This window comes from Gibbsiella dentisursi (genome assembly GCF_039539505.1).
GTDB classification, from domain to species: Bacteria; Pseudomonadota; Gammaproteobacteria; order Enterobacterales; family Enterobacteriaceae; genus Gibbsiella; species Gibbsiella quercinecans.
The window spans coordinates 395,097-421,078 of record NZ_BAABDG010000003.1; the positions used below are offsets into that span (position 1 = coordinate 395,097).

At 56.0% G+C, this 25,982-nt stretch carries 20 protein-coding genes; 15 read left to right on the top strand and 5 right to left on the bottom strand.

The annotated features are described in order from the left end of the window. The first annotated feature begins 347 nt into the window (after window positions 1-347). Window positions 348-1,694, top strand: coding sequence for a heme anaerobic degradation radical SAM methyltransferase ChuW/HutW (hutW, locus tag ABFX35_RS12465; protein ID WP_346081380.1), 1,347 nt, complete (start codon window positions 348-350; stop codon window positions 1,692-1,694). Beyond that, a complete protein-coding gene (hutX, locus tag ABFX35_RS12470) occupies window positions 1,691-2,191 on the top strand; it encodes a heme utilization cystosolic carrier protein HutX (protein ID WP_346081382.1) in 501 nt (166 codons plus the stop codon). The genes hutW and hutX overlap by 4 nt, the downstream gene beginning before the upstream one ends. A 42-nt stretch (window positions 2,192-2,233) precedes the next feature. Here hutX and ABFX35_RS12475 read toward each other — a convergent pair whose 3' ends face one another. From ABFX35_RS12475 to ABFX35_RS12490, 4 genes are all read right to left on the bottom strand, one after another. Continuing rightward, on the bottom strand, window positions 2,234-2,770 hold the full coding sequence (locus ABFX35_RS12475) for a helix-turn-helix transcriptional regulator (protein WP_346081384.1): 537 nt from the start codon (window positions 2,768-2,770) through the stop codon (window positions 2,234-2,236). Window positions 2,771-2,985: 215 nt separating this feature from the next. After that, entirely contained in the window at window positions 2,986-3,528 is a 543-nt protein-coding gene (locus ABFX35_RS12480) for a YfaZ family outer membrane protein (RefSeq protein WP_095847220.1), read from the bottom strand. 461 nt (window positions 3,529-3,989) lie between these two features. After that, window positions 3,990-7,067, bottom strand: a complete 3,078-nt coding sequence (locus ABFX35_RS12485; RefSeq protein WP_346081708.1) for an efflux RND transporter permease subunit — start codon at window positions 7,065-7,067, stop codon at window positions 3,990-3,992. 2 nt (window positions 7,068-7,069) lie between these two features. Then, window positions 7,070-8,155: an efflux RND transporter periplasmic adaptor subunit gene (locus ABFX35_RS12490; protein ID WP_346081386.1), complete on the bottom strand. Its 1,086-nt coding sequence runs from the start codon at window positions 8,153-8,155 to the stop codon at window positions 7,070-7,072. 547 nt (window positions 8,156-8,702) lie between these two features. Between ABFX35_RS12490 and ABFX35_RS12495 the strand changes: the two genes are divergently transcribed. Beyond that, entirely contained in the window at window positions 8,703-11,414 is a 2,712-nt protein-coding gene (locus tag ABFX35_RS12495; protein ID WP_346081388.1) for a cation-transporting P-type ATPase, read from the top strand. 57 nt (window positions 11,415-11,471) lie between these two features. Here ABFX35_RS12495 and ABFX35_RS12500 read toward each other — a convergent pair whose 3' ends face one another. Continuing rightward, on the bottom strand, window positions 11,472-12,368 hold the full coding sequence (locus ABFX35_RS12500; RefSeq protein ID WP_279022725.1) for a LysR family transcriptional regulator: 897 nt from the start codon (window positions 12,366-12,368) through the stop codon (window positions 11,472-11,474). A gap of 241 nt (window positions 12,369-12,609) precedes the next feature. Here ABFX35_RS12500 and ABFX35_RS12505 point away from each other — a divergent pair, with 241 nt between their 5' ends. The 12 genes from ABFX35_RS12505 (at window position 12,610) to ABFX35_RS12560 (ending at window position 25,969) form a co-directional block, all read left to right on the top strand. Further along, window positions 12,610-13,923, top strand: a complete 1,314-nt coding sequence (locus ABFX35_RS12505; RefSeq protein ID WP_279022724.1) for a M20 family metallo-hydrolase — start codon at window positions 12,610-12,612, stop codon at window positions 13,921-13,923. 205 nt (window positions 13,924-14,128) lie between these two features. Then, complete coding sequence (gene abgT / locus ABFX35_RS12510) at window positions 14,129-15,655, top strand: p-aminobenzoyl-glutamate transporter (protein ID WP_279022723.1); 1,527 nt, start codon at window positions 14,129-14,131, stop codon at window positions 15,653-15,655. Window positions 15,656-15,832: 177 nt separating this feature from the next. Further along, a complete protein-coding gene (locus ABFX35_RS12515) occupies window positions 15,833-16,780 on the top strand; it encodes an aminoimidazole riboside kinase (protein ID WP_346081391.1) in 948 nt (315 codons plus the stop codon). A 481-nt stretch (window positions 16,781-17,261) separates the two neighbouring features. Then, window positions 17,262-18,635, top strand: coding sequence for a sucrose-specific PTS transporter subunit IIBC (locus tag ABFX35_RS12520; RefSeq protein ID WP_346081393.1), 1,374 nt, complete (start codon window positions 17,262-17,264; stop codon window positions 18,633-18,635). Next, window positions 18,635-20,044, top strand: a complete 1,410-nt coding sequence (locus ABFX35_RS12525) for a sucrose-6-phosphate hydrolase (protein ID WP_346081395.1) — start codon at window positions 18,635-18,637, stop codon at window positions 20,042-20,044. Before ABFX35_RS12520 ends, ABFX35_RS12525 begins: the two co-directional genes overlap by 1 nt. 21 nt (window positions 20,045-20,065) lie before the next feature. After that, on the top strand, window positions 20,066-21,103 hold the full coding sequence (locus ABFX35_RS12530) for a LacI family DNA-binding transcriptional regulator (protein WP_165907041.1): 1,038 nt from the start codon (window positions 20,066-20,068) through the stop codon (window positions 21,101-21,103). 350 nt (window positions 21,104-21,453) lie between these two features. Next, the gene (locus ABFX35_RS12535; protein WP_346081398.1) at window positions 21,454-22,413 is read left to right on the top strand and encodes a sugar-binding transcriptional regulator; all 960 of its coding nucleotides are present in this window, start codon (window positions 21,454-21,456) and stop codon (window positions 22,411-22,413) included. Between the two features lie 87 nt (window positions 22,414-22,500). Next, window positions 22,501-23,307, top strand: coding sequence for an SDR family oxidoreductase (locus tag ABFX35_RS12540; RefSeq protein ID WP_346081400.1), 807 nt, complete (start codon window positions 22,501-22,503; stop codon window positions 23,305-23,307). Window positions 23,308-23,317: 10 nt separating this feature from the next. Further along, the gene (locus ABFX35_RS12545) at window positions 23,318-23,746 is read left to right on the top strand and encodes a PTS sugar transporter subunit IIA (RefSeq protein ID WP_121525359.1); all 429 of its coding nucleotides are present in this window, start codon (window positions 23,318-23,320) and stop codon (window positions 23,744-23,746) included. Next, window positions 23,743-24,234: a mannose/fructose/sorbose PTS transporter subunit IIB gene (locus ABFX35_RS12550; protein WP_279022789.1), complete on the top strand. Its 492-nt coding sequence runs from the start codon at window positions 23,743-23,745 to the stop codon at window positions 24,232-24,234. Before ABFX35_RS12545 ends, ABFX35_RS12550 begins: the two co-directional genes overlap by 4 nt. 96 nt (window positions 24,235-24,330) lie before the next feature. Continuing rightward, window positions 24,331-25,128, top strand: coding sequence for a PTS mannose/fructose/sorbose transporter subunit IIC (locus ABFX35_RS12555; protein ID WP_279022717.1), 798 nt, complete (start codon window positions 24,331-24,333; stop codon window positions 25,126-25,128). A 10-nt stretch (window positions 25,129-25,138) separates the two neighbouring features. Further along, window positions 25,139-25,969: a PTS system mannose/fructose/sorbose family transporter subunit IID gene (locus tag ABFX35_RS12560; protein WP_095847206.1), complete on the top strand. Its 831-nt coding sequence runs from the start codon at window positions 25,139-25,141 to the stop codon at window positions 25,967-25,969. Window positions 25,970-25,982 lie beyond the last annotated feature (13 nt).

Consider the following 25,982-nt stretch of genomic DNA (forward strand, 5'->3'; position numbering starts at 1 on the left):
TTATCAATTGTTTTGTGGTTTTACAGAAAACGGCGGTTGCGATCGAGAAATATTATCGGAAATGAAATGCACGTTGATTAAAATCAAAACGCCAAGAATTATTCTTAGTGACATTCAAAGAAAAAATATACTTACTATGAATGCCAAACTAATATTAATAAAACTTATGTATGAGTATTATTGTTAAATTCCCATAAAAATAGACAAGCCAGGTTAATTAATCGCATCCCAGTGTTACTCTTTTTTCCCTATAAGGTTTTATTTTCGTGATCGCGACACTTTTTATTTGATAAACGAGTTTTATTATCATTTAATTCCGTGAAATTGACCGACTGCAAAGGCGTTATATGGGCTCCCCGCTGATTGATTTCACCCCTCACTATGCGCAAGCCGGTGCACAGCCATTTACAGACCGCCGCGCCACCATGCCCTGGCGCCCCACGGCACCCATACCGCCAGAACAGGTGCAGGCGCAATGGCAATCACTGGTCAGCCAGGCAGCTCCGGCGCGTAAAAGGCTGCTCTATTTGCATGTGCCGTTCTGCGCCACCCATTGCAAGTTCTGTGCGTTTTATCAAAACCGCTATAAACCAGAAAGTTGCGAGCAGTATACGCAATATCTGCTGCGGGAAATCGACATGGAATCCGGCAGCCCGCTCCACCAATCCGCACCCATTCATGCGGTTTATTTTGGCGGCGGCACCCCTTCCGCTCTGGCGGCGAAAGACTTGTTCCGCATTATTCAAACCTTAAGGGCCCGGCTGCCGCTGGCGCCGGACTGCGAAATTACCATTGAAGGGCGCGTACTGGATTTTGATGATGAGCGCATCGACGCTTGCCTGGACGCCGGCGCTAATCGTTTTTCTATCGGCATCCAGACCTTCAATAGCCGCATTCGCAAACAGATGGGGCGAACATCCGACGGGCCGCAGGCCAGGCGTTTTATTGAAGGGCTGAGCAAGCGCGATCGCGCTGCGATCGTCTGCGATCTGCTGTTCGGCCTGCCCGGCCAAGACGCGGAAAACTGGGCGGAAGATTTAACCATCGCCCAGGATATCGGCCTGGACGGTGTAGATCTCTACGCATTGAACCTGTTGCCCGGCACGCCGTTGGCGAAAGCGGTCGAAAACAAACGGGTCACGATCCCCACCCCGCTCGAACGGCGCGATCTTTACCTGCAAGGCTGCCAGATGCTCGACGACGCCGGTTGGCGCCATATCAGCAATAGCCATTGGGCATGCACCACTCGCGAACGCAACCTGTACAACCTGTTGATCAAACGCGGTGCGGATTGCCTGGCGATGGGCGCTGGCGGCGGCGGTTCGGTTAACGGCCGAACCTACATGGTCGAGCGCCAGTTAAGCAAGTACTACCAGGCGATTGAGCAACAACAGAAGCCGTTGATGATGATGATGCACAGCACGGCAGATAATCAGTGGCGCCATGCCCTGCAGGCAGGGGTTGAAATCGGCCGCATTCCGTTGCCTGAAATTACGCCGCATGCGCAGCGGCTGGCGCCATTATTAAGCCAGTGGCACCAGGCCGGCCTGACCAAAGACGCCGGCACCTGCATACGCCTGACCGACGAAGGCCGCTTTTGGGCCAGCAATCTGCTGCAATCGCTGCAACAGCTGATCCTCCAGCTCAATCCCGAATCCCCTACTTCATTACCACAAAGGAGCACCCTACTATGACACCTTCGGATTCATCCTTATCCCTGGCCGAGTTTATGCGCACAGAGCCCGATGGCACGCTGGAAGACATTGCCGAAAAATATCAAACCTCGCTGCTGGCCGTGGTTAAACAGGTTCCGGTTCACCGGGTGGTCAGCGGGGAGCAATTTGACGCCGTATGGGACGCCATCACCGGCTGGGGGAAAGTGACAACGCTGGTGCATAACCACGATGTGATTTTAGAGTTTTCCGGCGATCTGCCTTCCGGCTTCCACCGCCACGGCTACTTTAATCTGCGGGGTAAAAATGGCATGAGCGGCCATATCAAGGCGGAAAACTGCGCGCATATTGCCCTGATTGAGCGCAAGTTCATGGGGATGGAGACCGCTTCGGTGATCTTTTTCAATAGCGAAGAAAAAGCCATGTTCAAGATTTTCCTGGGCCGCGACAGCCACCGGCAACTGCTGGCGGATCAGGTAGCGGCATTCCGGCAGTTGGCGGCAACGCTGCAGGGCTAAAAACTGCGCGCGCAAGCACGCCCCTGGTGAGCCAGGGGCGGCTCAACCCTGGCAATGCAAATACAGCTGGTTAAAGTTATTGAACCCGAGCTTTGCCACCAGGTTTCTGCGGTGGCCGTAAACGGTTTTTATATCGCAGCCGCACAGTTCCGCTATCTGGCGCACGTTTTTCCCCATCATTAACCCTCTGAAGACATCCTTCTCTTTTAGCGTCAACACCGGCCTAAACAGATCCTGGGTTTGCCCCATGCGTATTCTCCCGGCATCTTCCACCATAGCCTTAAGCAGGCTGGCACGCACAGCGCCAAGAGAAAGCGACATATCAATGCAAATATATTTTTCCTGCCAACGTTCAAGCTCGGCGGAAGAAAAACACAAGATAATAAAATGGCCATCGGGCCGTTCATACAACAGTAATTCCAGTTCCCACCGCGCCACTCTGGCATCAACAATAAACAGACATGCCGCATATTCGCTGTACTTACGTTTCAATAACGGATGATCAACGCCTTCATCCAACAATAGCGTAGACAGTCCGTTGAATAGCATATTGTCATCAGAAACCAGATAAAAAATCACCGTTACCCCTTTCCAGATGAGAATAATAAAATAAAAGATGTATTTATAATACCACTTCAATGATACTGAAAAACTGTCGCGTTCACATTGTTGAGGAAGTATTTACATCAGGCGCGGAGAAAAGGGGCAGAGAAAAGGAACAAAGAATAGGATAACGCAGGCATTGTGAGGAAAAGATTCACAGGGGATAGTATCGGCTACCCCCTGCTGGCGCATTAGAAAGTCAGGCCGGCACCGGCGTAAACCCCGTCGAACAAGGTATGGCCAGGGCGGCCATCTTTACCGTCAACGCCCGCATAGCGGTAACCCACTTTCACCGTCAGCGGGGTGAATGGCGCCCAACTGACCCCACCGTTGGCTTCGGCGTAGTTTTTAACGCTGTTGCCCAACCCTTGCGGCGCAGAATAACCTTCGCCGTAAATGGCGATGCTGTCGGTTACGTTGTAGGTAACGCCGCCGCCGATCGGGAATACCATGCCGTTATCGCCCTTTTTCGGGCCGATGTAGAGCGCTTTGGCGCCCGCGTTCAGCATCAGCGGCCCCAGCGCCAGGTTATAACCGGCGCCAACGCCGCCAACCTGCGCACCGTCTTTGACGTTTTTAACCCAGTTGCTTTGCAGATACAGGCCGGAGCTGCTTTTCCCCAGTTCCATATCGAGGTTGGTGTAATCTTTGCCGACTTCACTGGTAAAACCCAACGCAAAAGCGGAACCGGATGCGGCAATCAACGCAAGTGGGGCAAATTTTGCAATTTTCATAACGTATGGCCTCAAAATAAAACATAAATAATTAAACATGCGTAATACATGTAAAAGATGATCTTTGCGGAGCGTGCGGCCGTATCCAATAATGCCTGACATCCTGTCTTCAGGGCCAAAGATCCGTAACCCCATACCTATATTGTGTAATAGACGGAGACATAAAAAATCACTATGTGACGACCACACCTCATAACTTGGAGGCATATTAACAACAAAACAAACCAGCGCCAAACCGATAATGGGTACTGTTTATCCGTTATTTATGTTAACCAACGCTAATATATCTTCTATTTTTTATCGGGGGGAAAGCGCTCAAAAGAGAAAAAAGAGGGAATGTGACGTTGCCGTGTAATGGAAATCCACTTCAGATAGCAGGAATATTCACCTTCCTGCTACCTGCGGTATTTTAGCCAGCGATAAAAGATACGCCCATCAAGATAATCTTCTTTAACCCGGCTTTATTCCGGGCTTGCGCTATCAGCCGGCTCTGGGTGCATACAGCTGTATATCACCGGCAGCACCAGCAGCGTCAGCACCGTGGCAAAGCCAAGGCCGAACATAATCACCACCGCCATGCTCTGGAAGAAGACGTCCAGCAGCAGAGGCGCCAGCCCCAGCACGGTGGTAAAGGCCGTCAACAGGATCGGCCGCAGGCGCGAGGTAGCCGCGTCGATAATCGCCGCCGTCTGGCGTTTTTCCCGTTTTTGCTGGTTGATCTCTTCCACCAGCACGATGCCGTTACGGATGAGCATCCCGCTCAGGCTTAGCAACCCGATCAACGCCATGAAGCCAAAGGGGATGCCGGTCAACAGGAAGCCCAGAGTCACCCCGATCATCGCCAGCGGCACGGTCAGCCAGATGGCCACGGCATTTTTCAGCGAGCTAAACATCAACACGGTAATGATAAACATCACCAGGAAGCCCAGCGGCAACGTGGTGAACAGCCCCGATTGCGCTTCGCTGGAGCTTTCCGCGTCGCCGCCCCATTCGATGCTGTAGCCGAAAGGCAACGCCAGCGCCGCCACTTTTGGCTTGATGCGCGCCAGCAGATCGCCGGACGTTTCGCCGCTCAGCGGGCTGGGATCGGTTTGTACCGTCAGCACCCGGATGCGATCGCGCCGCATGATCAGCGGCTCTTCCCACTCGGTGGTAAAGGCGCTCACCACGTTGTTTAACGGGATAAACTGCTGCTGCGACTGGCTCCAGACCATGATATTAGCCATATGGTCGGCATCAAGCCGTTCGTTGGCCGGCGGGCGCATCACGATCGGCAGTAAACGCGAGCCGTCACGGTAGATCCCCACCACGCCGCCTTCGAAATTCATCCGTAACGCGCTGTCCACCTCGCGCTTATCCACCCCCAGCTCACGCCCCAGGTAAGTGGAAAACTGCGGGCGGATGACCTTGCTGCGCTCCTGCCAATCGTTGCGGCTGCCATCAGCCCCACCGTCGGCCATGATGATGTCATCGATTTGGCTGGCGATGTGCCGCAGCACGTCCGGATCCGAGCCTCTGATCCGCGCCTCGATGGCGCTGTCGTTGGAAGGCCCGAACATGATGCGTTTAATGCGCTCGTTCACGTCCGGATGGTTGGCGTGGATGTAATTCTGGATCTGCTGCGCAATGCCGCCGATGCGGCGCTGATCGTCCACCCGGACCATGATTTGCGCATAGTTGGTGTACTGGCGCTGTGAATTGTAGGTCAGCATAAAACGCATGCTCCCCTGGCCGATGGTGGTCACGGTGGTTTCCACTCCGGGTTGCTGGCTGACGTTCTGCTCGATGTTTTTCGTCACCGCCGCGGTGTAGTTGATATCCGTGCCATAGGGCAGCCACAGATCGACAAAGAAAATCGGCGTATTGGCAGACGGGAAGAAGTTCTGCCGCACGTGACCAAAACCATAAATTGAAGCGCCCAGCAGCCCGGCCAACACTACCAGCGTCACCGCCCGTTGGCGCAGCAGCCCGCTCAATATCCCGCGGTAAATGCGGAACACCCGGCCGCTGTACGGCGATGCCGGCTCGCCGCCGGTCTGCGTTTTCAGGCTAAGATCCACCTTGCCGAACGCCCACTTGATAAATACCGGCGTCAGCGTCAGCGCCGTCAACCAGCTCAGCATCAGGGAAATCAACAGCACCTGGAACAGCGATTTACAATATTCCCCGGTGGAATCCTGCGATAAACCAATCGGCGCAAACGCCAGCACCGCAATCACCGTCGCCGCCAGCAGAGGCAAGGCCGAGCGCCTGATGATATGCCGCACGGCGTCGAGCGGCCGTTTGCCACGCTGTTGCTCAACCAGGGCGCCCTCCACCACCACGATGGCGTTATCCACCAGCATGCTCAGTGCGATAACCAGCGCCCCCAGCGAAATGCGCTGCAGTTCGATCCCCAGCAGATACATGATTAACAGCGTACCGAGCACGTTGATGGCAAGCGAGGCGGCAATAATCACCCCGCTGCGCATCCCCATGAAAATCAGCAGAGTGCCGATGACAATCACCAGCGCCATCAGGAAGTTAAGAATAAAACCGTTCACCGAGTGCTTAACTTCGGCCGCCTGATCGTAAAACACCTTCAGTTGAATGCCCGCCGGCTTCTCCGCCTCCATACGTTTGAGCTGGGCTTCGATGGCATTGCCCACCGTGATGACATTCACGTTAGGCACAAACGAAATACCCATGGTCAGTGCATTGTGGCCATTGGCATGGTAGATATTGGTCGGTTTGTCATTCAGGCTGCGCGACAACGTGCCGATATCACGCAGGTAGACGCTGTGCGTGCTGCCGGGCGGGCTGATCAGCAGGTTGCCCAGTTCCTCGATGCTTTGGAATTCGCCGGTAGGGTGCAGCCGGATAGATTCACTGCCAACCGTAATGCTGCCCGCATCGGAAACGATATTCTGGCGGCTCAGGATATCTGCCAGCCGCTGCAGGGTGATGCCGTATACGCTCATTTTGGCGCGCGAGATCTCAAGGTGGATTTCCTCCGGGATCACGCCGCCGATCGCCACCTTGCCGACGCCAGGCAACAAGACCAGATCGCGCCGCAGCTGTTCTGCATAGTTACGCAGTTCCTGGTTGTCATAGTTGTCGCCGTAAATCGCAAAGAAAAAGCCGTACACATCGCCGAAATCATCATTCACAAAGGGGGCGGCGACCCCAGGCGGGAATTGCAAGGCAGCATCGCCAACGCGGCGGCGCAGTTCGTCCCAAATCTGCGGCAGCTCGGCGGCACCGTACTGCGAACGGATATTGACGGTGATCTGCGACAGGCCAACGCTGGAAATCGAACTGACGTTATCCAGGTAAGGCAGGCGCTGGAGCGCGTTCTCCAGCGGCAGCGTCACTTCCTCTTCCACCTGCTGCGTGGAGGCGCCGGGGTATTGCGTGATCACCACCGCCGTTTTCACCGTGAAAGCCGGATCTTCAAGGCGGCCAATATTAAAAAAAGCGATGATGCCACCCACGCCCAGCAGCAAAATCATCAGCCAGGCGCGGGTTCGATTATTGATGATGCCGTCGATCATGCCCATCATCACAGACCCCTTTCCCGCGTCCAGATGCGCACCGGCTGCTGCGCGCGCAATTCCCCGACGCCGGCGGAGACAATCCGATCGCCAGGCTGTAAGCCGGCGGTGATTTCAATGCCCTGTGAGGTTATCTGGCCGACCTTGACCACGCGATCCTCCACCTGCAAAGCGCCGTTCTCTTCTTTAATCACCCAGACGTGCGCCTGGTTCAGTTGGCTTTTATCCGGGTTGAACACAGCTTCAACCGGCACCACTATGGCGCTGGCCTGCGCAGCGGTCGGTAAATTGCCCAGATTAATGGAAACGGTGCCGCTCATGCCGCCGACCACCGGCAAATCCGCCGGGCGCGGCATGGTCAAGGTGATCTGGTAGGTCAAGGTGCCGGAATCGGTATTGGTGGCATGCTCTTTATAGCTGGCGATAAACTCGCGATCCGGCAGATTATTGATGCGCACCCGCGGGCGATAATTGACGTTGCGCACGTCCAGGCTGGTAAACAGGCTTTCCGGCACATTGAACACCACGTCCAGCGATTGCAGGCTGCTCAAGGTGGCGATCGCCTGCCCGGCGGCAACCACCTGGTGGTTGCGCACGTTGAGTCTGGCGATCACGCCGTCAAACGGCGCGCGCAGCGTCAGATATTGCAGCTCTTCCTGGGCGATCTTCAGCGCCGCGGAAGCCGAATCCCGATTTGCCCGTTGCACGTCCAGCTCGGCGCGGGAAACCACATGCCGCTGCGCCAGGGTGGAAAAACGTTCGAATTGACGCTGCGCCAGGTTAAACGCGCTCTGGCGTTCTTTTACCCGCAGGCCGGCATCGCTCGCATTCAGCTGCGCCAGGATATCCCCGGCTTTGACCTTGGCCCCTTCACGTATATTCAACTGCTGTAATTGGCCAGCGCGCTTGAAAGACAGCGTGGTATCATCCCCGGCCAACACACGGGCCGGAAAAACGCGGCTATCAAGGCGGTGCGTTTCATCGACAGTAAATACTTTTACCTGGCGTGGGGGAGCATTCACTTCCGGTTCGGAACGATCGCAGCCCACCAGCAGTAGGGCAGAAAAAACGACAAGCAGAAAATGGATTTTCAACACTTCACCTCATACGTACGGGGTATAGTTTTTCTGGCCCCAAAGCGCAAACGCTCGCCTTTTTCCTGTTAGAGCAGGCAAGAAGCCACCTGTAAAATGAATGGCAAAGAACAATATTCCCTATATTCAGTAGTGCTACCCTATATTGCTGCTTACCGATGTCAGATTGAAGACAAACGGTTGGTCAACGCAATTTCGGCACTCAATAGAGTATGTATTCATTATTGACACGCCATCTTTAACTATTGCGCGCCCGTAAGGAAATCGCCACATTTTGTGCCAAAAAAATTATAACCAACTGTTTTGAAAGACTATAAATTTGATTATAAGCTAAAAAACATCTTAATGTGGTATTTAATATATTATGGTTTAAGCTTGATTTATATTTTGATTTAGAAAAACCGTAAAATGCCTATTTATTGGATAAAAAAACAAAGAAAAAATATTTCAAAATTCCCACACCGTTTTTTAACATTTTTTTTATGAAATTTAAGGTTGTCCCCATGATGTCTAACCGGATTAACCGGATCAAACAGGAGTCAGACGTATGAGTGATATAAAGCCACCTGTCGTGGATCCTATTTCACCCCAGGAAGAATGGTATCAGCGCAGTGTTGAAGAAAGCCTGTCTGCACTCAACACCACACCAAGCGGCCTGAGTAGCGCTGAAGCACAGCAACGTTTAACGCAATATGGGGCGAATGTCTTACCGCAGGCACAATCCAAATCATTATTTATTAAATTTATTGCGCATTTTAAAGATGTGCTGATCTATATCCTGCTGGCGGCTGCGGTTGTCACCGCCATTATGGGCCACTGGGTCGATACGCTGGTGATCCTCGGCGTTGCGGTGATTAACGCACTCATCGGCTTTATCCAGGAAAACAACGCGGAAAAATCGCTGAAAAGCATTCAGAATATGTTGTCCAACGAGGCGCAGGTATCGCGCGATGGCCAGCATATGACCCTTGGCACCGAACAGTTGGTTCCCGGCGATATTGTCCTGCTGCGCCCTGGCGATCGTATTCCCGCCGATCTACGCCTGATCGAAGTGCATAATTTGCGGGTGGAAGAAGCCATTCTGACCGGGGAATCTACCGTCGTCTCAAAGAAAATCGATCGGCTCGAAGGCGAAAAATCGCTGGGCGATCGTAAAAACCTGGCGTTCTCCGGCACCACCGTCAGCTCCGGTACCGCCGTTGGGGTGGTGATCGCCACCGGCGGCAATACGGAACTTGGGCATATCAACGAAATGATCTCCTCTATTGAGGAGAACAAAACCCCGCTGCTGGTGCAGATTGATAAGCTGGGCAAGGCGATTTTCGTCATCATCCTGTTCATGATGGCCGGCCTGTTAATTTTTGGCTATATGCTGCGCGACATGCCATTGCCGGACCTGCTGCTGGCCGTGATCAGCCTGGCCGTAGCCGCCGTGCCGGAAGGCTTGCCGGCAATCATCTCGATTATTCTTTCGCTCGGCGTACAGGCCATGGCCCGTTCGCGCGCCATCATTCGCAAACTGCCGACGGTTGAAACCCTGGGCGCCATGTCGGTGATCTGCTCGGATAAAACCGGCACGCTGACCATGAATGAAATGACGGTGAAAGCGGTGATCCTGGCAGATAAAACCTGGCGGGTGGAAGGCAACAGCTACGAGCCGCAGGGCGATTTCTATATCGATGGCGAAACCACCGCAACCGCCCCAGACAGCTCGCCGCTGTTGAGCCAGTTCCTGCGCGCCGTGGATTTGTGTAACGAAAGCCAGCTGCGGCAGGACAAACAAGGGCTGTGGTCCATCACCGGCGGCCCGACCGAAGGGGCGCTGAAGGTACTGGCGGCGAAGGCCAGGCTGCCGGCCACCCAGAATGAAATCACCACCAAGATCCCCTTTGATTCGCTGTACAAATATATGGCGATCGCCTGTAAAGTCGACAATCAACCGCAAATTCTGTTGACCGGCGCGCCGGACGTCCTGCTGAACCTGTGCCAATTCCAGCAAACGGCGCCCGGCGCCGAACCGCTGGATAAAACCTACTGGGAAAACGCCATTGCACGCTACGCACGCGAAGGCCTACGTATGGTGGCCGCCGCCTGGAAAGCGCCGCAGGAGGTGATCGACAAACTCGATCACCCGATGCTGCACGACGGCATGATCCTGATCGGCATCGCCGGCATGATGGATCCGCCGCGCCCTGAAGCCATCACCGCGATCGACGAATGCCAACAGGCCGGCATTCGCGTGAAGATGATCACCGGCGATCACCAGGAGACGGCGATGGCGATCGGCAAAATGCTGGGGATCGGCAACAGCGCGGATTCCGTTACCGGCTATCAGCTTGAGCACATGGACGATGAAGAACTTAAAGACGTCGCCCAGAAATACGACATCTTTGCCCGCACCAGCCCGGAACATAAACTGCGCCTGGTGAAGGCACTGCAGAAAACCGGTGAAATCGTCGGCATGACCGGCGACGGGGTGAACGATGCGCCGGCGCTGAAGCAATCCAACGTGGGCATCGCCATGGGGATTAAAGGCACCGAGGTAACCAAAGAATCCGCCGATATGATCCTGGCGGACGATAACTTCGCCACCATCGCCAATGCCGTTAAAGAAGGCCGCCGGGTTTACGATAACCTGAAAAAAACCATCCTGTTCATCATGCCGACCAACCTGGCGCAAGGGTTGTTGATCATCATCGCCATCCTGATGGGCAACCTGTTGCCACTGACGCCGGTGCAAATTCTGTGGATGAACATGGCGACCTCCGCCACCCTCTCCTTCGGCCTGGCGTTTGAAGCGGCGGAAAGAAACGCCATGCGGCGCCCGCCGCGCAATGTTAAAAGCCATGTGATGGACGGCTACGCAATTTGGCGCGTGGTGTTTGTCGGGCTGCTGATCTCGATCAGCACCTTTATTCTGGAAGCCTGGCTGCAGCCACGCGGTTACAGCCCGGAATTTATCCGCACCGTGCTGCTGCAAACGCTGGTCACCGCCCAGTGGGTGTATATGATCAACTGCCGTGATTCCGAGCACTTCTCGCTCAACCGCGGCCTGTTGCAGAACAAAGGGATTTGGATCGTCACCGCCGCGTTGGTCGCGCTGCAAGCGCTGATTATCTACGTACCGCTGATGAACACGCTGTTCGGCACCCAACCGCTGCCGTTCCGTTACTGGCTGATTGCGTTGGGCATCGGCGTCGCGCTGTTTATCATTGTCGAAATTGAAAAACGCCTGACCCGCCGCTGGCGCAAGGCGTAACCGCAGCCGATAAAGGCGGCGCCTGCACAGCGGGCGCCGCCCCTTTCCCGTTTAAGGTCAACGGCAGTAAATACGGAACAGGCGCGCCAGATGCGCCCCCACCGGCGTCAGCGTCGTGTCCTTACGCTGCACCAGGTAAAACGTCGCCCTCGGCAGGCTTTCCGCCAAATCCAACGCCACCAGATGGCGCCCCATGATCGGATCCGAGATCACATCCACCGACAGGATGCTGACGAAATCGCTCTGCGCCACCAGACTGGTGCAACTCATGAAGGTTTCACAGGTCACGCTGACCGCAGGCAGTATTCCCATATTGCCGAACAATTCATGTAACAGCCGATAGTAGCTGCCCTGCGGCGTCGGCATGGTCCAGTCGCAATGTTGCAATTCTTGCAGCGTTGTTGCTCCTTCCAGCGGGTGCCCCTTACGCACCACCACCTTGTACTCTTTATCCATTAGCCGTTCATAGCTCAATTCATTATCCTGGCCGCAGGGATAATAGGTATTGACGGTAAAATCCAGCTCCCCCTGGCGTAACGCCGGGATCATCGAAACCAACTGCCCCTCGACGATACGCACCTTCACGTTGGGATACTCGCGGTGAAATTGCGTGATCACCTGCGGCATCACCGTGCGCGCAATGCTGCCGCCGATGCCGATGTTCACCGTGCCGCCGGCAAGCCCCAGCCGCTGTTGAATATCCTCCTGCGCCACGCGCAGCTCTTCCAGAATCAGGCTGGCGTGCTGAAAAAAGTTATCGCCGCAGTCCGTCAGCACCACTCCCTCGCGGCGGCGGATAAACAGCCTGGCGCCCAAAAACGCTTCCAGTTCCTGAATCGATTTGGTCAGCGCCGGTTGGGAAATATGGCAAATGCGGCTGGCGGCACGAATGCTGCCGTGGCGGCTAACGGCCACAAAGGCGCGCAGCTGATGCAGTTTTATTGCGGCGGGCATAGGCAATGGTGATAACCGTTGTTTATCAATAACAAGATATTGGCATCTTATTTATCCGGTTTCCATTGTGTACATTCGAGAAAAAGCATAATAAATAACCATCCGTTATTTTACACATTTAGCAAAATTTTCCGCTTTTTCGATGGAAATAAGCAATATTTAACACTTTTTCTCATGCAATTGATCAGAGCTTCAATGCTGCCTGCCTTTTGCGCAGGCGCGATAACTATGGAAAATCACGATGGACACACTCTCAACGTTAATCGCCGAACTTTCGCCCCAGCTCCAGGCCTGGCGCCGTGACTTCCACCGCTATGCGGAATCCGGCTGGTTTGAATTCCGCACCGCCACGCTGGTGGCGGAACAGTTGGATCGCTTAGGTTACCGGCTACAGCTTGGCCGCGAAGTCATCAAAGCCGATGCCCGTATGGGCCTGCCTTCGGCCGAAGCGCTGCTGGCGCAGGAGCAACGCGCGCGCGAACAGGGCGCGCTGGAGAAATGGCTGCCGTACTTTTCCGGCGGCTTCGCCGGCATTGTCGCCACGCTGGAAACCGGCCGCCCCGGCCCAACCATTGCCTACCGCGTCGACATGGATGCCCTCGATCTGGACGAACTGCTGCAACCGGCGCACCTGCCGTTCCGCGAAGGTTTCGCCTCTTGCAACAGCGGCATGATGCATGCCTGCGGGCATGACGGCCACACCGCCATCGGCCTGGGGCTGGCGCACGTCTTCAAACGTCTGGAAGCGCAGCTCAGCGGCACCATCAAACTGATTTTCCAGCCGGCGGAAGAAGGCACGCGCGGCGCGAAATCCATGGTGGAAGCCGGGGTCGTGGACGACGTCGATTTCTTTACCGCCACCCATATCGGCACCGGCGTACCCACCGGCGAACTGGTGTGCGGCAGCGACAGCTTTATGGCCACCAGCAAGCTGGACGTCACCTTTCGCGGCACGGCCGCCCATGCCGGCGCCAAGCCGGAAGACGGCCGCAACGCACTGCTGGCGGCGGCGCAGGCCACCCTAGGGCTTTATGCCATCCCGCGCCACAGCGAAGGCGCTTCGCGCATCAACGTAGGGGTGCTGCAGGCCGGCAGCGGGCGCAATGTGATTGCCGATCGCGCGTTAATGAAGGTGGAAACCCGCGGCGCCACCAATGAAATCAACGAGTTTGTCTATCAACAGGCGCTGAACGTGATTCAGGGCGCCGCCCAGATGCACGGCGTCACCTGCGATATTGCCCTGATGGGAGCCGCGCAAAGCAGCAAACCAACGCAACCGTGGGTGGAATATATCCAGCGCCAGGCCCAGGGCATCAGCGAACTGCGCTCGGTGGTGCAACGCCGTGAACAGGCGGCCGGTTCGGAAGATGCCACCTACATGATGGAGCGGGTGAAAGCGCACGGCGGCCAGGCGTCATACGTGATTTTCGGCACCGAACTGAGCGCCGGCCACCACAATGAAAAGTTTGATTTCAATGAACAGGTCATGGCCGTGGCGGTGAAAACCCTGGCGACCCTGGCGCTCAACCTGCCAAGTTTTGGCGAGGCACGATGAGCCACCCGGCGGGGGTAAACCCTCGCCGCTGTAGGTATAACCGTCCCCCAGCGCAGGCTGGGGCGGCGGGAACAAGCACAACACAAAATAATTATAAATAAATCAAATAATAATAATTTCCCACGGCAAAAAATGGCGCAGCGCCCGGCAACGGCGCAACGCCAATTATGGGATATCACAACAGGACAAACACCGAGGGTAGAATATGAATGAGGCGATTCACGCGGCCGATAAAAAACCCAGCCGCATTTTTTACTGGGTTGAACGCATCGGGAATAAAATTCCCAATCCGTTTTTGTTATTCGTTTATCTGATTATTATTCTGATGCTGGCCACCGCGCTGTTCTCCTGGCTTGGGGTCGTGGTGAAAAACCCGGCCAACGGCGCACAGATCCAGGTGAAAAACCTGTTGAGCGTGGAAGGGATCCAGTGGATTTTCCCCAATATCATCCACAACTTCAGCAGCTTCGCCCCGCTGGGGGCGATTCTGGCGCTGGTGATCGGCGCCGGGCTGGCGGAAAAAGTCGGGCTATTGCAGGCGCTGATGTACAAAATGGCTTCGTACGTCAATGCCCGCTACGCCAGCTATATGGTGCTGTTTATCGCCTTTTTTAGCCATATTTCCTCAGATGCCGCGCTGGTAGTCATGCCGCCGCTGGGCGCGCTGATCTTCCTGGCGGTTGGCCGCAACCCGATCGCCGGGCTGCTGGCCGCCATCGCCGGCGTCGCCTCCGGCTTTACCGCCAACCTGCTGATCGTGACCACCGACGTGCTGCTTTCCGGCATTAGCACCGAAGCGGCCAAAGCGGTGGACGGCGCGCTGCACGTCAGCGTGATCGACAACTGGTACTTTATGGCCACCTCGGTGATCGTGCTGACCATCGCCGGTGCGCTGTTGACCGATAAGGTCATTGAACCCCGCCTGCCGGCCTGGGAAGGCGGCGCCGAAGACAAAATTGAAGCACTGACCCCGCTGCAAAATCGTGGCCTGATGATGAGCGGCATTGCCGCGCTGATCTTTATTGCGGCGATCGCCGCGCTGGTGGTGCCGGAATCCGCGCCGCTGCGCGATCCGAAAACCGGTTCGATCATCCCTTCGCCGTTCATCAAAGGCATCGTGCCGATCATCATCCTGTTCTTTTTCGCCGTTGCCATTACCTATGGCGTGGTCACCAAACAGATCCGCCGTGCGGATGACGTTCCCAACCTGTTGATCGATCCAATGAAAAATATGGCGGGCTTTATCGTGATGGTGTTTCCGCTGTCGCAGTTTGTCGCCTTTTTCAACTGGAGCAACATGGGCAAGTTCATGGCCATCGGCCTGACGGATATGCTCGAAGCCGCCGGCATGAGCGGTGCGCCGGCGTTTCTTGGCCTGATGTTCCTTTCCGCCTTCCTGTGCATGTTTATCGCCAGCGGTTCGGCCATCTGGTCGATTCTGGCGCCGATTTTCGTGCCGATGTTCATCCTGCTGGGCTTCCACCCGGCGTTCGCCCAGATGATTTTCCGCATCGCCGACTCCTCCGTATTGCCGCTGGCGCCGATGTCGCCGTTTCTGCCGCTGTTCCTCGGCTTCTTGCAGCGCTACCGCAAAGATGCGCAGTTGGGCACTTACTACATGCTGATCATCCCCTACCCGCTGGTATTCTTCAGCGTCTGGATCCTGTTGCTGCTGGCCTGGTATGCGCTTGGCCTGCCGATTGGTCCGGGCATATACCCAAAACTGGGTTAATCTGCAATGCTCCCCGGCGCTTTACCGGGGAGAAAAGCAACTATTGCAAAAAAATGGCCCGATGACGGCTCACAATTTTGATCTGGTTAACATCTCTCAGATAATTTGTTGCATTGCTAAATCGGTTCTTCTATTTTAGCACCCCATCTATCTACGTTAAAAAAGCAGGGATTAATCATGGCTAATCGCGTGTGGGTTCTGGGTGACGCCGTCGTCGACCTGGTGCCAGGAAATTCAAACAGTTACCTAAAATGCCCCGGCGGCGCACCGGCCAACGTTGCGGTAGGCATCGCGCGTCTGGGGGGCAACAGCGCCTTTATCGGCCGCGTGGGTAACGACAGTTTCGGTTCTTTCCTGCAACAGGTGCTGTGTGACGAAGGCGTCAACACCCAGCATATGACGCAAGACAACGAATACCACACGTCGACCGTAGTCGTGGATCTGGATCAGCAAGGTGAGCGCTCATTCACCTTCATGGTCAGCCCCAGCGCCGATCTGTTCCTGCAACCCAGCGATTTGCCAACCTTCCAATCCAGCGAATGGCTGCATGTGTGTTCTATCGCGCTTTCCCAGGAACCCAGCCGCAGCACCACGTTCGCCGCGATGGAAAATATCAGGGCCGCAGGCGGCTGGGTCAGCTTTGATCCCAACATCCGCGAAGACATCTGGAAAGACCCGGAAGAACTACGCCGGAATCTGGAACAAGCGCTGATGCTGGCCGACGTGGTAAAAATCTCGCAGGATGAGCTGAGCTTCATCAGCAAGATTGATGAATTGGAAAGCGCGGTTGACTGGATGATGGCTCACTTCCCGCTGAAGCTGTTGCTGGTGACCCTCGGCGGCAAAGGCGTTTGCATTCACGATGGCAAACAGCATCATCATTTCAACGCCATGTCGATCACTCCGGTGGACACCACCGGCGCAGGCGATGCCTTCGTGGCCGGGCTGCTGGCCGCACTGGCGGTGCTAGGCCGCCTGCCGAATGACGACGAATGGGCAGCGGTGATCGCCCAGGCCCAGGCCTGCGGCGCGTTAGCGACCACGGAAAAAGGCGCCATGACGGCGCTGCCGCGCGCCAACGAACTGATGGCTTTCCTGAAAAAACACCTGCATCAGCAAGCCTGAGCACCATATAGGCTTGCGAGGCAGGCCCGTGCGACAACGCCATTCATGTTTGTTGCGATGAATGGCGTTATGGCGAGTTCCTTTAGCACTTATGTATTTGGTCAATAAACCGTCAGTTTTCGGGCTAAATTGGGCGCTTGATCACATTAGCGGGATCGTATTCGTCAACTTCGTTGCCAAGTTACACGGACATTTATTATCTTACGGCCAAGAAAAATCGGTTTAGCAATTTAGCAAACATCATAATGCGTTCATATAACGCATCAGCATGGTGAAAACCCACGCTATCTGGCTGGCATAACGGGGTTCCCCCGTTTACCTGGCCCGGCATTTTGGTTTCGGCCGCAACCGTCTTGCGCGCGCTGCGACGCACAGACAAACCGGCGCCTGAACCGGGCTTTCAGTACGTTTCTCACGCTGACCGACTCATTTCCGCTGTGGCGAAGCCAACAGCGGCGTTTTTGTATATATAGGGGATAACATGGATATTACTGCAACCGCCAAGGCGTTGTTACCACTGCTCGGTGGTAAGGATAACATCGCTAGCGCGGCACACTGCGCAACCCGTTTGCGCCTGGTGCTGGTCGACGACAGCAAAGTAGACAAGGCGGCCATCGGTAAACTGGAAGGCGTAAAGGGCTGCTTTAGCAACGCCGGGCAAATTCAGGTGATCTTCGGTACGGGGCTGGTGAACAAAGTCCATGCGGAATTTATCAAAGCCGCTGGCGTGAGCGAATCCAGCAAATCAGAAGCCGCCAATATCGCCGCGAAAAAACTGAACCCGCTGCAACGCATCGCCCGCCTGCTTTCCAACATCTTTGTGCCGATCATCCCTGCCATTGTGGCCTCCGGCCTGCTGATGGGCCTGCTCGGTATGGTGAAAACCTACGGCTGGGCCGATGCCGGCAGCGCCCTGTTCATCATGCTGGATATGTTCAGCTCTGCGGCATTCATCATCCTGCCGATCCTGATCGGCTTCACCGCCGCACGCGAATTCGGCGGTAACCCTTATCTGGGCGCCACGCTCGGCGGCATTATGATCCACCCGGCGCTGACCAATGCCTGGGGCATCGCCAGCGGCTACCCGACCATGAATTTCTTCGGTCTGGATATCGCCATGATCGGCTATCAGGGCACGGTATTCCCGGTATTGCTGGCGGTATGGTTCATGAGCCTGCTGGAAAAACAGCTGCGTAAAGTGATCCCGAACGCGCTCGATCTGATCCTGACGCCGTTCCTGACGGTGATCATCTCCGGCTTTATCGCCATGCTGTTCATCGGCCCGGCCGGCCGCGCCCTGGGCGACGGCATTTCCTTCGTGCTCAGCAACCTGATTGCCCACGCCGGCTGGCTGGCTGGGCTGCTGTTCGGCGGTTTGTACTCCGTGATCGTCATTACCGGTATTCATCACAGCTTCCACGCGATTGAAGCCGGCCTGCTGGGCAACCCGAATATCGGCGTTAACTTCCTGCTGCCTATCTGGGCCATGGCCAACATCGCACAGGGCGGCGCCTGCCTGGCGGTGTATTTCAAAACCAAAGATGCCAAGATTAAGGCTATCGTGGTGCCTTCTGCGTTTTCCGCCATGCTTGGCGTGACCGAAGCAGCGCTGTTCGGCATCAACCTGCGCTTTGTGAAACCGTTCGTGGCCGCACTGCTCGGCGGCGCGCTGGGCGGCGCCTGGGTGGTTGCCAACCACGTGGGGATGAACGCCGTCGGCCTGACCGCCGTTCCCGGCATGGCAATTGCGCAAGCCAGCTCACTGATGAACTATATTATTGGTTTGGTTATCGCTTTCGGCAGCGCCTTTATTGTTTCCCTGCTGCTGAAATACAACACGGCGGACAGTGAATAATGGAAGAATTGAGCTTGATGAAACAGGCAGCGCTGGCCCTGATGAATGGCCAGCAACGTGCCGCAAGCGATCCGCACCGCCCGGCCTGGCACCTGGCGCCAAGCGTGGGTTTGCTGAACGATCCCAACGGTTTTATCCAGCATAACGGCACCTTTCACCTGTTTTATCAGTGGAACCCCTTGGCCTGCGATCACACCCGCAAGTGCTGGGGCCACTGGCAATCGCGCGATCTGGTGCACTGGCAGCACCAGCCGGTGGCGCTGCTGCCCGGCAACTGTTATGACAGCCACGGCTGCTATTCCGGTTCCGCGGTGGCGCAAGACGGCGCCATCGTGCTGGTGTATACCGGCAACGTGAAGTTCCCGGACGGCTCCCGCACCGCCTACCAGTGCCTGGCGCGGGAAGGTGAACTGGGCGAGTATGACAAACTCGGCCCGGTGTTGCCGCTGCCGGAAGGCTACAGCGGCCACGTACGCGATCCCAAAGTCTGGCGCCACCAAGGCAGTTGGTACATGGTGCTGGGCGCTCGCGATTTACAAGATCAGGGCAAAGTGCTGCTGCTGCGCTCCGACGATCTGCGCGCCTGGCAGCTGCTGGGCGAAATCGCCGGTTCGCGGCTCAACGGCCTGGGTGATTTCGGCTACATGTGGGAATGCCCGGATCTGTTTAACGTCGATGGCCAGGACGTGCTGATCTGCTGCCCGCAGGGGCTGGCGGCGCAAGAGGAATGCTACCTTAACGTTTATCAGGCCGGGTATTTTAGCGGCAGCCTGGATTATCAGGCCGCGCGTTTTGCCCATGGCGCGTTCCATGAGCTGGACGCCGGGTTTGAGTTCTACGCGCCGCAAACAACCCAGGCCGAAGACGGCCGCCGCCTGTTGGTCGGTTGGATGGGCGTGCCGGAACAGGATGAAGCATACCATCCGACGGTGGGCTACGGCTGGATCCACACCATGACCTGCCCGCGCGAACTGACATGGAACAACGCGAAGCTGTACCAACAGCCGGCGCGCGAACTGCAGCAACTGCGCGGCGAACTCACCCAGTGGCAAGGCAAAGCCGGCGACGCCCCGGCGCTGGCGATCGGCAGCGCCGAGCTGCAACTGGCCCCAAGCGGCCCGTTCAGCGCCCGCTTCGGCGATGGCATGACGCTGGCCTGGGACGGCGAACGCCTGCAGCTCACGCGCGCCAACCTGCACAGCGGCAAGCCAGAGCACCGCTACTGGCGCGGCCAGGTGACGCACCTGCAGATGCTGTTTGACCGTTCCAGCGTGGAAATCTTCATTAACCACGGCGAAGCGGTGATGAGTTCGCGTTACTTCCCAACGCCGGCGCCGCAGTTGGCATTGGCCGGAGATGCTACAGTCACGTTACAACACTGGCCGATGGCGTCATGCATGCTAGAATGAGTCACCCTGTGACGAATTCAGATGCTGTCAGTGAAAAAAAATAAACGCATTACCATCAGTGATATCGCTGCCCTGGCTGGCGTGTCGAAGTCGACCGCCAGCCTGGTGCTCAACGGCCGCAGCAAGGAATATCGCGTTTCAGATGAAACCCGCGATCGCATTATGGCGTTAGCCAATGAGCACCACTACCAACCCAGTTTCCATGCCCGCTCGCTGCGCTCTAGCCGCAGCCATACTCTGGGGCTGGTGGTGCCGGAAGTGACCAACTATGGTTTTGCCGTTATCTCGCGCGAGCTGGAAACCCTATGCCGCGAAGCCGGCCTGCAACTGCTGATCGCCTGCACCGATGAAAACCCCAGCCAGGAAATGATGGCGGTTAACAGCCTGGTGCAACGGCAGGTCGACGGGCTGATCGTCGCCTCCAGCCAACTGAACGACACCGAATACCAGAAGATCAACGCCCGGCTGCCGGTGGTGCAGATGGACCGCCTGATCGCCAATTCAGATCTGCCGCTGGTGATCACCGATTCGGTATCCGCGACCGCCACGCTGGCGGAAAACGTCGCCCGCCAGCACCCGGATGAGTTCTATTTCCTCGGCGGGCAGCCGCGGATCTCCCCCACCCGCGATCGCCTGGCCGGCTTCCAGCTTGGCCTTGAACGCGCCGGCGTGGCATGCAAACCCGAGTGGATCATCAACGGGCACTATCACCCCAGCGCCGGCTACGAGATGTTTGCGCAGCTGTGCGCCCAGCTTGGCCGGCCGCCCAAGGCGGTGTTCACCGCCGCCTGCGGCATCCTGGAAGGGGTGTTACGCTACCTGACGCAGCATTCGCTGATGGAAAGCGATATCCACCTGTGCAGCTTTGACGACCATTACCTGTTTGACTGCATGACGCTGAAAATAGACACCATTGCCCAGGATTGCCAGGGCCTGGCGCAGTTCAGCTTTGACATGGTCACCGCGCTGATTGACGAGCGTGAGCCGGCCAACCGCAGCCTTTACCTGCCCGGCACCATCCACTGGCGCCACCCCGGTTCGCAGGCGCTGAACGCCTGATGCGCTTGCCAGGCCCGCTCCGGGCCTGGCGCAGTGCCGGCCAATAATGCACATTTGTGCCGTTTCTTTATTCCCCGCCAAAATAAAACTGTGATGCATCGCCGATTTTCGCTCACACGTGCACGCTTTTCCTTCTGCCACAAAAGTAAGTGCGATCAACCAAATAGATGAAAATGCACATTAGTGCATTATTTCATTCTGTATTTTTTTATTTTATACAACGTTAATACCGGGAAATGGATAAATATTCGCGTGCGCTGTTTTGACACTGCCGGAGGGAAATGCTTATATCAAATCAGAAACAGCCTAACGCCATTTGCACATTTGTGCAAATCAATCCGGGGTAATAAATGGAAAGCAATAACGATCTGCGCCTGTTGATAAAAGTTGCCCAAATGTATTATGAGCAGGATCTGACGCAGGCGCAGATCGCGAAATCGCTGGGGATTTACCGCACCACCATCAGCAGGATGCTGAAAAAGATCCGCGATCAGGGCATTGTGACGATCGCCATCAATTACCAGTACCATGAAACCCTGCAACTGGAACAACGCTTAAAACAGCGTTACGGCCTGAAGGAGGCGATTGTTTCTCCGGTGGGCGCAGAGCAATCGCCGCAGGAGAAACTCGACAGCATCGGCCTGCTGTGCGCCAACTTTCTCAATAATATCATTGAGGATCGTGATGTTATCGGCTTCTCGTGGGGCAGCGCGCTGGCGGCCACCGTGGAGCATATGGCTGATGGCTGCGGTAAGAAAAGCGCTATCTGCGTGCCGATGGTCGGCGGGCCTTCCGGCAAGCTGGAAAGCCGCTACCACGTCAACACCATTGTCTACAGCGCGGCGGTAAAAATGCGGGCGGAGTCTAAACTGATTGATTTCCCTGCCATTCTTGAACAAAAGCTGATCCGCGACGGCATTATGGAATCGCAGCATTACCGCACCATCGCTGAATATTGGGATCGGCTCGATATTGCCGTGTTCGGCATCGGTTCGCCAAATATCACCGGCCAGTCCACCTGGCGCGCCTTTTACGGCAATGACGCCATCGCGCATTTTAATAGCGCGGCGGTGGCCGGCGATATTTGCTCACGCTTTTACGATGCCGCCGGCAAGCGTATTGATACCTATCTTTCAGAAAAAACCATCAATATCACACTGGATAAAATCAAGCGCGCCAATTACGCCATTGGCGTGGCGCACTCCTATGAAAAATTATCCGGTATTATCGGCGCCCTGCGCGGCGGCTATATTAATTGTCTGGTGACAACCAAGGAGACAGCAGAAAAACTATTAACCCTTAATGAATAAGTAAATAAACGATAAAAACCACAAAGCGGTAATACACCGCCGACGGCCCCCTTTTGCCCAAAATAAATATCTGCGATGGAGAACACTATGCACGACTGGTTAAATATCAAAGACAAGGTGATTATCGTCACCGGCGGCGCTTCCGGCATCGGCAAGGCGATTGTTGAAGAATTACTGGCCAACGGCGCACGGGTGCAATTGGCCGATGTTCATCACAACCAGGAAGAATTCGCGCCGCACCCGCAGTTGCGGTTTATTCAAACCGATATCGCCGATCGCCACAGCGTGGCGAACCTGGTCGACCAAACGCTGGTTACTCACGGCCGTATTGACGCGCTGGTCAACAACGCCGGCATCAACCTGCCGCGCCTGCTGGTCGATCCCGCCCAGGAAAACAGCGACTACGAACTCAATGACGACGCCTTCGAAAAAATGACCGGGGTGAACCAAAAAGGCGTTTATCTGGCCTCGCAGGCGGTGGCGAAAACGATGGTGAATCAAGGCAGCGGCGTGATCGTCAATATCGCCTCGGAGAGCGGGCTGGAAGGCTCCGAAGGGCAAAGCTGCTATGCCGCCACCAAGGCCGCCATGTACAGCTTCACCCGCTCATGGGCGAAAGAGCTGGGTAAGTACGGTATCCGCGTGGTGGGGGTAGCACCGGGCATCCTGGAAAAAACCGGCCTGCGCACGCTGGATTACGAACAGGCGCTGGCCTACACCCGCAATATCAGCGTTGAACAACTGCGCGCCGGCTACAGCAAAAACGCCATCCCGTTGGGGCGCGTCGGCCGGCTGAGCGAAATCGCCGATTTCGTCACCTATCTGCTTTCCGAACGCGCCAGCTATATCACCGGCGTCACCTACAACATTGCCGGCGGCAAGACGCGCGGCTAGGAGGATAGCGATGCCAACCCCCATCATCCTGTGCGCCCACGGCGAACTTTCTGCGGCGCTGCTCGATTCGGTACAGATGGTTTACGGCGCCACCGGCCCTATCTACCCGCTGGCCTTCCGCCAGGGGCAAAACGCCGAAGATATCGTGCGCGCTATGCAGCACTGCATGGCGCAATTGCCGCCGCAGCCCTGGCTTATCGCGGTCGATCTGTTCGGCGGCAGCCCCTATAACGCCGCAGCGGCGCTGGCCCAGCAAGATCCCACGCTGGAGGTGGTGACCGGTATTTCATTACCGCTGTGCCTGGAAATTGCCGATAACCAGCATGACATGAGCGCCACACAGCTTGCCGCTCATTTGCTTGAGGTGGGTAAAGCCAGCGTGTGCTCTCTGCGCGCCCTGCAACAGAACCTGGAACAAGAAGAGGCGGATTTCTTATGATCATTAACTTAGCCAGAATCGACGATCGCCTGATCCACGGCCAGGTCAGCACGGTCTGGGCCAAAGAGGCCAGAGCCGATCGCATCATTATTTGCAATGACGATGTTTATAACGATGAACTGCGGAAAACATTATTAAAACAGGCCGCGCCGCCGGGCATAAAAGTCAATATTGTGAATATTGAAAAAGCCGTTGCGGTTCATAATAACGAAAAATACGCCAACGATAAGGTTTTTTATTTATTCACCAATCCGACTGATGTACTGCGTATGGTTAACGCCGGTGTCGAGATAAAGAAAATTAATATTGGCGGCATGGCGTACCGTATTGGTAAAACGCAGATCACCAAAGCTGTTTCGCTGGATAAACAAGACGCAGAGGCTTTTCAACAGTTGGCCGCCGCCGGCGTGGAATTGGATCTTCGCGTGGTGATCTCCGATCCGAAAATAGATTTTATCAGCAAAATTAATGCCGTTGAGTTCAGTTAAAAAAATAAATCGTCGTTTTATTTAATCATTAATCGCATTTCATGCCCCGCATGAAACATGGGGTTGTTTTACACAAAAAACGTAAGGCGCACCATCATGGAAATAAGTATCCTACAAATCATCTTTATATTTCTCTTTGCCTGTATTGCCGGCATGGGCAGCGTGCTCGATGAGTTCCAAACGCACCGCCCGCTGATTGCCTGCACCATCACCGGCCTGATTCTGGGCGATATGACTTCCGGCGTGATTTTAGGCGGTACGCTGGAGCTGATCGCCCTGGGCTGGATGAATATAGGCGCCGCGCAGTCGCCCGATTCGGCGCTCGCCAGCATCATCTCCACCATTCTGGTGATTGTCGGCCAGCAAAGCATTCCCACTGGCATCGCCATCGCGCTGCCGGTCGCCGCCGCCGGCCAGGTGCTCACCGTCTTCGCCCGCACCATTACCGTGGTATTCCAGCACGCCGCCGACAAGGCGGCGGAAAAAGCCAACTTCGGCCTGGTTGACCTGCTGCACGTCTCGGCCCTTGGGGTACAGGCGCTGCGGGTGGCGATTCCGGTGCTGCTGGTGGCGATGTTCGTCAGCGCCGACACCGTCAGCCAAATGTTGAACGCCATCCCGGAAGTGGTCACGCGCGGTTTGCAGATCGCCGGGGGCTTTATCGTGGTGGTCGGCTACGCCATGGTGCTCAACATGATGGGCGTTAAGTACCTAATGCCGTTCTTCTTCCTCGGTTTTCTGGTCGGCGGCTACCTCAACTTCAGCCTGTTAGCCTTTGGCGGCATCGGCCTGATTATCGCGCTGATTTATATCCAGCTGAACCCGAACTACCACCAATCGAACAACGCTGCCGCCCGCGGCAATAGCCAACGCATCGACGAGTTGGAAGACTAGGAGCATCGCCATGAACCATTCCCCAAAACGCCTGACCAAATCCGATCTGTTCCGCATGTTTCTGCGTTCGAACCTGCAACAGGCGTCATTCAACTATGAACGGATCCACGGCCTGGGTTTCTGCTACGACATGATCCCGGCGATCAAACGGCTGTACCCGTTGAAAGAAGATCAGATCGCGGCGATGAAACGCCATCTGGTGTTCTTCAACACCACCCCGGCGGTGGTCGGCCCGGTGCTGGGTGTCACCGCCGCAATGGAAGAGTCGCGCGCCAACGGCGCCGACATTGACGAAGGCGCCATCAACAGCCTGAAGGTCGGCCTGATGGGCCCGCTGGCCGGCGTTGGCGATCCGCTGATCTGGGGCACGCTGCGCCCGATCACCGCCGCGCTGGGCGCTTCGCTGGCGCTAAGCGGCAATGTGATGGGCCCGATTTTGTTCTTTTTCTGCTTCAACCTGGTGCGGCTGGCGCTGAAGTGGTTCGGGTTGCAGTACGGCTTCCGCAAGGGTGTGGACATCGTCAAGGACATGGCGGGCAACCTGCTGCAGAAACTGACCGAAGGCGCTTCGATCCTCGGGCTATTCATTATGGGGGTGTTGGTCACCAAGTGGACCAGCATCAACGTGCCGCTGGTGGTTTCGCAAACCCCCGGCCCGCAGGGCGAACCGGTGGTGATGACGGTGCAAAACATCCTCGATCAACTCTGCCCCGGCCTGCTGGCGCTGGCGCTCACGCTGCTGATGATGCGCCTGCTCAAACGCAAGATAAACCCGATTTGGCTGATCTTCTCCCTGTTTGGGCTGGGCATCTTCGGCTACGGGTTCGGCATTCTTTCCTGATTTTCTACCTGAC

Coding starts and splice junctions, on each gene's coding strand:
- ABFX35_RS12520 (WP_346081393.1), top strand. CDS start 17,262: ATGGATATTACTGCAACCGCCAAGGCGTTGTTACCACTGCTCGGTGGT.
- ABFX35_RS12530 (WP_165907041.1), top strand. CDS start 20,066: ATGCTGTCAGTGAAAAAAAATAAACGCATTACCATCAGTGATATCGCT.
- ABFX35_RS12545 (WP_121525359.1), top strand. CDS start 23,318: ATGCCAACCCCCATCATCCTGTGCGCCCACGGCGAACTTTCTGCGGCG.
- ABFX35_RS12550 (WP_279022789.1), top strand. CDS start 23,743: ATGATCATTAACTTAGCCAGAATCGACGATCGCCTGATCCACGGCCAG.
- ABFX35_RS12495 (WP_346081388.1), top strand. CDS start 8,703: ATGAGTGATATAAAGCCACCTGTCGTGGATCCTATTTCACCCCAGGAA.
- ABFX35_RS12555 (WP_279022717.1), top strand. CDS start 24,331: ATGGAAATAAGTATCCTACAAATCATCTTTATATTTCTCTTTGCCTGT.
- ABFX35_RS12480 (WP_095847220.1), bottom strand. CDS start 3,528: ATGAAAATTGCAAAATTTGCCCCACTTGCGTTGATTGCCGCATCCGGT.
- ABFX35_RS12540 (WP_346081400.1), top strand. CDS start 22,501: ATGCACGACTGGTTAAATATCAAAGACAAGGTGATTATCGTCACCGGC.
- hutW (WP_346081380.1), top strand. CDS start 348: ATGGGCTCCCCGCTGATTGATTTCACCCCTCACTATGCGCAAGCCGGT.
- ABFX35_RS12525 (WP_346081395.1), top strand. CDS start 18,635: ATGGAAGAATTGAGCTTGATGAAACAGGCAGCGCTGGCCCTGATGAAT.
- ABFX35_RS12535 (WP_346081398.1), top strand. CDS start 21,454: ATGGAAAGCAATAACGATCTGCGCCTGTTGATAAAAGTTGCCCAAATG.
- hutX (WP_346081382.1), top strand. CDS start 1,691: ATGACACCTTCGGATTCATCCTTATCCCTGGCCGAGTTTATGCGCACA.
- ABFX35_RS12485 (WP_346081708.1), bottom strand. CDS start 7,067: ATGGGCATGATCGACGGCATCATCAATAATCGAACCCGCGCCTGGCTG.
- ABFX35_RS12515 (WP_346081391.1), top strand. CDS start 15,833: ATGGCTAATCGCGTGTGGGTTCTGGGTGACGCCGTCGTCGACCTGGTG.
- ABFX35_RS12500 (WP_279022725.1), bottom strand. CDS start 12,368: ATGCCCGCCGCAATAAAACTGCATCAGCTGCGCGCCTTTGTGGCCGTT.
- ABFX35_RS12505 (WP_279022724.1), top strand. CDS start 12,610: ATGGACACACTCTCAACGTTAATCGCCGAACTTTCGCCCCAGCTCCAG.
- ABFX35_RS12560 (WP_095847206.1), top strand. CDS start 25,139: ATGAACCATTCCCCAAAACGCCTGACCAAATCCGATCTGTTCCGCATG.
- abgT (WP_279022723.1), top strand. CDS start 14,129: ATGAATGAGGCGATTCACGCGGCCGATAAAAAACCCAGCCGCATTTTT.